Source organism: Streptomyces sp. NPDC004126 (genome assembly GCF_050275515.1).
GTDB lineage: Bacteria > Actinomycetota > Actinomycetes > Streptomycetales > Streptomycetaceae > Streptomyces.
This window is the reverse complement of sequence record NZ_JBNNPF010000113.1, coordinates 1-5647: the sequence shown is the minus strand read 5'-3', so window position 1 is coordinate 5647 and position 5647 is coordinate 1. Positions and strand designations below refer to the sequence as shown.

4 protein-coding genes and 2 pseudogenes are annotated in these 5647 nt (G+C 67.8%); 2 read left to right on the top strand and 4 right to left on the bottom strand.

Annotated features, from left to right (window positions below; genetic code table 11):
• The first annotated feature begins 324 nt into the window (after positions 1-324).
• Positions 325-963, top strand: coding sequence for an SMI1/KNR4 family protein (locus tag ACQKM2_RS40495; RefSeq protein ID WP_427719142.1), 639 nt, complete (start codon positions 325-327; stop codon positions 961-963).
• On the opposite strand, the pseudogene ACQKM2_RS40490 reads toward ACQKM2_RS40495, so the two are convergent.
• From ACQKM2_RS40490 to ACQKM2_RS40480, 3 genes and pseudogenes are all read right to left on the bottom strand, one after another.
• Positions 964-1895: pseudogene (locus ACQKM2_RS40490) on the bottom strand (IS5 family transposase). It lies immediately after the preceding gene.
• 319 nt (positions 1896-2214) lie between these two features.
• Positions 2215-3261, bottom strand: a complete 1047-nt coding sequence (locus tag ACQKM2_RS40485) for a helicase associated domain-containing protein (protein ID WP_427719139.1) — start codon at positions 3259-3261, stop codon at positions 2215-2217.
• A 79-nt stretch (positions 3262-3340) separates the two neighbouring features.
• Positions 3341-3610: pseudogene (locus ACQKM2_RS40480) on the bottom strand (serine/threonine-protein phosphatase); the annotation flags it as partial.
• Positions 3611-3891: 281 nt separating this feature from the next.
• Between ACQKM2_RS40480 and ACQKM2_RS40475 the strand changes: the two are divergent.
• Positions 3892-4311, top strand: a complete 420-nt coding sequence (locus tag ACQKM2_RS40475; protein WP_427719137.1) for an SgcJ/EcaC family oxidoreductase — start codon at positions 3892-3894, stop codon at positions 4309-4311.
• Positions 4312-4636: 325 nt separating this feature from the next.
• Here the strand turns inward: ACQKM2_RS40475 and ACQKM2_RS40470 are convergent, their stop codons facing one another.
• Positions 4637-5317, bottom strand: a complete 681-nt coding sequence (locus ACQKM2_RS40470) for a pyridoxine/pyridoxamine 5'-phosphate oxidase (RefSeq protein ID WP_427719135.1) — start codon at positions 5315-5317, stop codon at positions 4637-4639.
• Between the last annotated feature and the right edge of the window lie 330 nt (positions 5318-5647).

Here is a 5647-nt window from a genome sequence, read left to right as displayed (position 1 = left end):
CCGGCCCCGCACCGCCGCAAGCTCCCCAGCCCTCATACAACCAGCGAACTACCAGACACCCGACACGACAAGACCAGCTAACAAAGCACTACTAGGAGCTGTCCGGCCGATCATGGCGTTGGACGGTATGGGGCGTGCTCGCCTGGTCCGGCCGGGATGGTTGCTGAGGTTGTCCTATTGAGGGTTTCTCCCAGCTGTGTTCGGTGGTCACAGTCCTGGCTTTCCATGTTGAACAACATTGGCGGCTCTGGGGACCTGGCTACGGGCAACGGTGTCAGCCCACACAACTAAGGTTGCTAACCACTGACCTCAAGGGGCTTCACCATGGGTATTCATCCCGACGTCGCGGTACTGCTCGACCTCGTGCCGGCAGACTTCGCAGGCGGCGAGCAGATCGACTGGGCTGTGGCCGAAGCTGCGCTAGGCGTCAAATTGCCGAGTGACTACAAGGCTCTGCTGGACACGTACGGCGTGGGCGATATCGGAGAGCTCGTCATTCTGCCCCCGCTGCCGAGTGAGGTGCGCGGGTGGGAAGGGTGTCACATCGGAGGCATGATGGTCGGCCTCCGCGGGCTCTGGGAGGAGGACGGAGGAGTCCCAGACGTGACGCTGGGTGCCGATGCCGTCCTGCCCTGGGGTTCTGGAATGAACGCCAACGAGATGGCTTGGCTTATGAACGACCCAGATCCGGACAGGTGGCCTGTCATAGCCTGGCGCCGGCACCACTCGTGGGGCGAGTCGCCGTGGGCCCTGTTCGACTGCAACATGGTCCAGTTCATCACCCGCATGATGCTGGGCCAGTTCGAGGCCTGCCCACTCGGCGATGCGTCGCTCTGGAAGCGGACAGACACCTTCGTCAGCTGGCGAGAGCAGCATCGACGGCTCAGGGCTGGACTGGATCCTTCTACAGGCGAGCCCAATCCCTACGCCCACATGTACCCCATCACCGAGGACTGGCCCTGATCAGGACCGGAGCCAGATAGTGAGGGCTGCTGCTGTCGCGGTGCCGAGGTAGACGTAGCCGCGCTTGTCGTAGCGAGTGGCGACGGCTCGGTGCTGTTTCAGGCGGTTGATCGCTCGTTCGACGGTGTTGCGCTTCTTGTACCGCTGTTCGTCGAAGCCGGGTGGCCGTCCGCCGCGTGAGCCTTTGCGCAGGCGGGCGGCCTGGCTGTCGGTCTTCTCCGGGATCGTGTGCCTGATACCGCGTCGCCGCAGGTACTCGCGGCACGGCCCGTTGCTGTAGGTCTTGTCGGCCGCGAGACTGTCCGGTTTCTTGCGGGGCCTGCCCGGTCCGGGCCTCGGCACGCGGATCTTCTCCAGGACCGGCTTGAACTGGGTGCAGTCAGCCCTCTGGCCTGCGGTGACGATCAGGGACAGCGGGCGGCAGCGGCCGTCCGCACTCAGGTGGAGTTTGGTGGTGAACCCGCCGCGCGAGCGGCCCAAGCCCTCGCCTCCAGCACCACCTCCACCAGGCGGGCGCTCAGGCTCTGCCACGGCGTTTCGTCCTGGTGTTCCGCCGGTTCGGCCCCCTTTGATGCGGGGGCCGGCGGCAGATCGGTGCGGGCACCGGCCGCATGCTGGTGCGCGCGGACGATGGTGGAATCCACCGAGATGTCCCAGTCGATCTCACCCGCCGCGTTGGCGGCGGCCTGGACCTGCCGGAGCAGACGCTCCCATGTCCCGTCGGCCGACCACAGCCGGTGACGTTCATACACGGTCTTCCATGGACCGAACCGTTCAGGCAGGTCACGCCACTGCACACCGGTCCGAACCCGGTGCAGAATCCCGTCAATCACCTGTCGGTGATCCCGCCACCGGCCACAACGCCTGTTGCTGACCGGCAGGAACGGCCGCAGCCGTTCCCACTCGGCGTCACTCAGATCACCCCGCCCCATGACCGCATCAACGACCTCGGCGCGGAGTAGTCACATGATCGGCCGGACAAGTCCTAGGAGGAGAACCAGACCCGGCCGATGGGCTCTAGCGCCGGTTTCATGACGGGATCACTCGGTCCATCATCGTGCGCAGCATGACCGCAGCCCGGAAGCAAGCGCCCACACGTTCTCAAGACTCGGCGACATCGCTTTCCCATAGCGTCAGCCGTTCTCGACGCCGAGCAACAAACGTTCTTGAAACAACTTACCTACATAGCCACCCGGTCGGGACCGAGGTCGGCGAGTTGGCCGGGGCCGAGTCGGCCAGCAGCCTCAACGTCTACTGCGCCCACTGGACCCCGAGCCCGGCGAGCGCTTCGAGCTGCGCGGCATCCAGCCGGTCGCGGCGTTGGCGTTGGTTGGCGATCCACACCCCGGTGCGGTGCTCGGTCCCGTCGGGGAGGTGCTCGACGTGTGACCGCCTGGGCAGGCCGCCGCCTTCCCGGGCGATGTACTGCTGCAGGGCTCGGATGCCGGCCTGGAAGGCTTCCGCGCCCCGCCCGGACCCTGCGGCCGTGCCCGGTTCCGCGGCCGCCGTACGGGCCCGTACGGCCCGCGCGGGCTTCACGCCGAGTTCGGTCAGGCGGCGCTGCCGCTCCTCGTTGAGCTGGCGGAAGTCGCGGCGCTGTGTGGCCGTCCACCGGCCGATGTCCTCGCCGTGCCAGGTCACCCTCGGCACCACGGCGGCGAGGCGTGCACCGCCCGCCAGGAGGGCGCGCAGGCCCGCGTACTGGCGTTGCCAGTCCACCGTCCACCCGTGGTTGTCGTCGCCCGGGTTCCAGTCCTCGTCAATCGCGGCGAGGGCGGCGGCCCGCCGCTCGGCCCGGCCGGGGTCCTTGCCGAGTCCGCCGGGCCGGCGGACGTTGGTCAGCCACTGCCCCACCGGCTTGTCCAGTGCGGTCGCGTGCCGCGGCGCGGCCAGCGTCCCGTGCTGCTCGTAGTACGCCCGCGCGGCGGCGAGGTTCTCCTGGAAGCCGGCGTCGGCGGTGTCCCACACGATCCCCAGTTCCTCCAGCTCGGCGGCCCGTTCCCCGGTTATTTGTCCGGCGCGGAAGGCGCGGCGCTGGTCGGAGAGCCACCGCCCGAGGGGGTGCGCACCTTCCACGTGGTCGTAGGGCACCTCCAGGTGCTGCTCGCGTTCCCGGTACCTCCAGGCGGCTTCGATGCCGCGGCGCCAGTCCTGGCGTTCGGTGTCGAGGACCTGGTAGCTGATCCACTTGGCGATCAGTTGCGATCTCTCGGTTTCGTGACAGTGGTGTGAGAGACAGCGCGGGCTTGTGCGTTGACGCTGGTCGGAGCCGGTTTTGAGGGCAGGTCTCACTGTCATGGATGTGAGAGATCTCGGCGATTCCACTGTCACGGGTTGGTATTCGTGCAGGTGGCGCACTGACATGAAACCGAGAGATCGCAAGCACCAGCCGCTGACTGCGCAGAACCTCGTCGTAGACGCTGCGACCGGAAAGAGGGGCCTGCCCTGCGCGGTCCTCGTGGTAGGCGGCTGTCGTGTCGTGAACCCTCAGCAGACGCATGCCGACCACATCGACGAACAGGAATGACATATATCGGACCCCGAACCGGTTACGCAGGTTGCGCGCCACGACATCGAGGGAGTCCACCGGCGCGGCTGCCTCCGCCGCCGCCAGCACCTCGGCCAGCCCGATCCGACCATCCGCCACATCAGCCTCCACAGGTCACGCACTCTCCTTCCCGTGAAACGACGAAATCACGAAGGCGGCACGCCCCTTCCACGACCCGCCCGGGACGCCTGCCGAGGCTCGAACACGTTCGTCGGGGTGACGGCCCCGGAACACCTCGCCCGGCTTCCAGGAACACAAGGGCGCCTCCGGCCCGAGCGAGTGGACCTGCCAGATGCAGGCTTCGACGTGTGCGGCGCCGACTTCGATTTGTCGCGCCGGGACTTGACCTCAAGCCAGGTTGAGGTTCCAGGATGATGGGCATGGACACGATGAACTTTGACCAGCAGGCGCAGGAATCCGAGATCTCGGCGATCAAGCAGGTGATCGCCACACTCGAGCACTCCCAGCAGAACGAGCTGCCCGAGGAATTCGTCAGCCTCTTCCGGCACGACGCGATCTGGACCACGGGACACGGCAAGCGCCTCACCGGCCGGAACGAAATCTCCGCCTTCACCCACCACGTCCTGCCCGGCGCCATGAAGGACTCAACCGCCACCTACGAGGTGGTAGACGTCCTCTTCATCCGCCCCGACGTCGCCGCCGTCAAAGCCCACGCCCAGTACCGGACCTTGGACGGAGAGCCCATCGGAAACGCTGGCACCCCCCTCTACGTCATGGCCAAGGAAGACGGGCAATGGTGCCTGGTCGCCTGCCAGAACACCGAGATCCTCCCCCAGTAGGACCACGCCCGGACGCCGCACCACCAACCGTGCAGCCAGCCGTGCGGCAACCAGCCCAGGGAGAAACCGCCGGGCGCCTCTCCCGGGCCCCTGAGCCGCCATACAGCCCAGGGGCCCAAACTCTCCGCAAAGCCCCGCCACCCGGTGACCGGGCGGATCTGTCGACGCTGGCGCTGCCGGACCTGATCCCGCCGACTCCGGTCCTCGGGCGGGTGCCGTGCGGACCGCGGTGATCTGCTCCGGGCTCGCCTGGCCCGTGATCGTAGATCAAGGCAGCATGGGGTGCGGCGTACCGGGATATGTCTGCCGCCCTGGAGGGGGAGGGTCAGGACCAGAGCAGGTGGCGCCGCCACGGCCGGTCGTGGTGGGGCCGTTCGTAGCGCAGGCGGGTATGGAGGCGGTCCTTGTCCGCCTGCCAGAACTCCACCGACGAGGGTACCACCGTGTGCAGGATCCACTGCGGGCTCACCAGCTCAGGCTCCGCCTCCAGCCGGGCCAGCGCGGCCCGGACGAGCCGGTCACGCTCGCCCTCGTCGGCCAGGTGCTTACTCTGCCGGCCGACCAGGACCTCGGCCCTCGCGGAAACGGCACGGGCCAGAAGATCAGCCGCACTGGCTTCCGCGCCCGCCTCCACGACGGGGCCCCGGACCCGCACCTGCCGGCCCAGCACCGGCCAGTAGAACGTCAGAGCCGCCGACGGCACCGCCGCGAGCTGCCGGCCCTTCGGGCTCGACGCGTGCGCCGCGAACTGCCAGCCGGCCGCGTCCACGTTCTTCACGATCAGCACCCGCGCGTCGGGCACCCCGTCCTCGCCCAGCGTCGCGACCGTCATCGCGTGCGCATCGGGCACCCCGGCGGACACCGCTGACCGCAACCAGTCCAGGAACAGGTCCACCGGATCCTCCGGCGCCGTCCCTGGGTCGAAGGACGCGAGCGGTCCCTCGAACACGGGTAACGCCCTCAGCCAGCCGCGTACGTTCCCGCCCATCCCATCCGTACCGTTCATGCCTACCCCGTCTTCTCTTTGAGAACTCGCCCCGACCGTACCGTCGACGACCGGCTGGGGCTCCCCGTTCAAGCGTCGGAATCCACCGACGCACGATCGGCATGGCCTATTGGGGCGGCCCGCCCCGTCCTAGTCCTTGTGGACCGCGGTGTTCTGGCAAGCGGTCAGCAGCCAGGGGGCCGTCCGCCTCCTTGGTCATCACGTACAGCGGGGTGCCCTCGTCGCCCTGGCCGTCAGAGGTCGTTTTCGTCCGATGTTTCATCCCGGAATCGGGTGTTCTGCGGTTTTCTTCGGGTCGCGCCAGGAGATGGGGTTCTCGCCGGTGAGGCG

Coding starts and splice junctions, on each gene's coding strand:
- ACQKM2_RS40485 (WP_427719139.1), bottom strand. CDS start 3,261: ATGACAGTGAGACCTGCCCTCAAAACCGGCTCCGACCAGCGTCAACGC.
- ACQKM2_RS40470 (WP_427719135.1), bottom strand. CDS start 5,317: ATGAACGGTACGGATGGGATGGGCGGGAACGTACGCGGCTGGCTGAGG.
- ACQKM2_RS40495 (WP_427719142.1), top strand. CDS start 325: ATGGGTATTCATCCCGACGTCGCGGTACTGCTCGACCTCGTGCCGGCA.
- ACQKM2_RS40475 (WP_427719137.1), top strand. CDS start 3,892: ATGGACACGATGAACTTTGACCAGCAGGCGCAGGAATCCGAGATCTCG.